The sequence below is a fragment of the Microbispora sp. CSR-4 genome (assembly GCF_008033685.1).
Taxonomy (GTDB): domain Bacteria; phylum Actinomycetota; class Actinomycetes; order Streptosporangiales; family Streptosporangiaceae; genus Microbispora.
Map to the genome: position 1 here is coordinate 1 of NZ_VJVX01000152.1, position 1,879 is coordinate 1,879.

At 67.9% G+C, this 1,879-nt stretch carries 3 protein-coding genes; 1 reads left to right on the forward strand and 2 read right to left on the reverse strand.

Annotated features, from left to right (window positions below; genetic code table 11):
- Together FLV34_RS39130 and FLV34_RS39135 are read right to left on the reverse strand one after the other, a co-directional pair.
- A partial coding sequence (locus FLV34_RS39130) for a glycoside hydrolase family 11 protein (protein WP_147945569.1) occupies positions 1-258 on the reverse strand: 258 nt, incomplete at its 3' end.
- A 347-nt stretch (positions 259-605) separates the two neighbouring features.
- Positions 606-1,004: an ACT domain-containing protein gene (locus FLV34_RS39135; RefSeq protein ID WP_142648739.1), complete on the reverse strand. Its 399-nt coding sequence runs from the start codon at positions 1,002-1,004 to the stop codon at positions 606-608.
- Positions 1,005-1,703: 699 nt separating this feature from the next.
- On the opposite strand from FLV34_RS39135, the gene FLV34_RS43580 reads away from it, so the two are divergent.
- A partial coding sequence (locus FLV34_RS43580) for an arabinofuranosidase catalytic domain-containing protein (RefSeq protein WP_222709801.1) occupies positions 1,704-1,879 on the forward strand: 176 nt, incomplete at its 3' end.

A 1,879-nucleotide genomic window follows, 5' to 3' on the forward strand; every position in this document is an offset into this window, starting at 1 on the left:
GAAGTTGCCGGTGTTGCGCCAGGAGGTGCTGTAGTTTCCGCCGGAGCCCAGCTCCATGGAGACCGTGCCCTGGCTGTCGGTCCAGAACGAATAGAAGTACCCGTTGTTGGTGCCGGTCTGGTTCGTCGTCACGGCCGCGTTGGCGACACCGGGCAGCAACGCCACGGCCGCGGCCAGCGCCACCGCGCAGACACGGGCGATGAGCACCCTGACGCGGCCGGGTCTATGGCCTAACGATTGGGCGGGGGCGTCGATCATGCGCGCTTCCTCCTACTGAAGCCTGACGGGTGGTCAGACGGCGTACGGCGACTCTGCGGGGCGCGTAAGCGGGCGGGTGGTGGCGGCCATCCCACGACGGTGCCGTACGCCTACGCTTCCGAAAACTATCGGAGCTTTGACGAAAGTATCGGATCGAGATCGCACAGTTGTCAATGATTCCCGTAACGCTGCCGAAACCTTAGGGTGAGGGGAATCGCCATCAGACCTGGTGAGAGGCGTCCGCCCATTCGGTAAGGATTTCGGCGACACAGTCAGAACGCAGGTCAACGTCCTTGAAAGTTTCAAACCCGCAGGTCGGGCCGCATCAGCGCGGGCGGCGTCCGAGGTCAGGCGGAGCGGCGCGCGAGGTCCTCCAGCAGGGCCACCGCGTCGGCGACGCGCTCGTAGGGCACGAAGAGATGGTCGTGGTGGAAACCCGCGACGACGTTGCAGCTCAGGCCGGCAGCGGCGAGCTCCCGCGCGACGGCCGCGGTCAGGCCGACCGCCTCAAGCGCCGAGTGGACGCGCAGCGTGATCCAGCCCGCGACGTACTCGTACGCCAGCCCGGCGGCGTCGGCCTCCTGCTGCGGCAGGACCAGCGTCAGGCCCTCCTCCTCGGCGACCGTGACGACGGGCCGGGCGCCGGCGGGAACGCCGCCGTCCACCGTGGTGAACACGTAGCGGCCCGGGTTCAGTCGCGGCCGCATGCCGCTCAGCAGCATGCGCAGGTCGGTCTCGCCGGTCACACCCGGCACCGTACAGGCAGCCCGCGCATCGCCGCGTAGCACCCCGGCGGCCATACCAGGCCACATGCCAAGCCATGCCGGGGCGCGCCGGCCGGCATCCGCGATCGCACCGCCGTGGCGGCGACGCATGGCCACGCCAGGGCCGCCGCGGATCGACACCTCGCGACGCGGCCGGATGATCGCGATTAACGGATGTTATCCATAACATTCAGCTCCGTCGTTCGAGTCGGAAACGACAGGATGAGACGCGCCCGTGGGCGGCGGGCGGGGCGGGCGTCTTCCCGCCACTGTGGGCCATTCCGGCGGGCCGGTCAAGGCCGGTAAAAGCTGGTAAAGGGTCGAGTGACGGCGCGGGCACGTCGGTCCTGAAACTTTCACGACTTTCAGGATCGGCCCGGCACCCCCGAGACAGACCTGACATCACGAGACATTCACTGAGCAGGGACAACACGACAGAGTCAACCCGAGACCGGTCGCGCTCCCTCACCCTGGGGAATCGGCCGTCGACAACACCCGCATGGCGCGGGTAAACGTCCCATCGGCCGAATTGGGGCCTTGACGGAGACGGGCAGGACGCCAAAACTGAGCGCACCGATCCCCATACACGACTGTGAGACGGCGGGCTCACAGCGACAATTGTTAGCGCTAACACTTCACTGGCACGAGGCACGCCACCAAAGGAAGGCACGGAAAGCCATCATGATTTTCCGATCAGGGCACCTGAAGAGGACGGCGCTGTCCGCGGGCGCGGCGATCACGCTCGCCGCCGGCCTGCTGGCCGGCCTTTCCGCACCGTCCGAGGCCGCCACGCAGGGGCCGTGCGACATCTACGCCGCGGGCGGCACGCCGTGCGTGGCGGCGCACAGCACGACCCG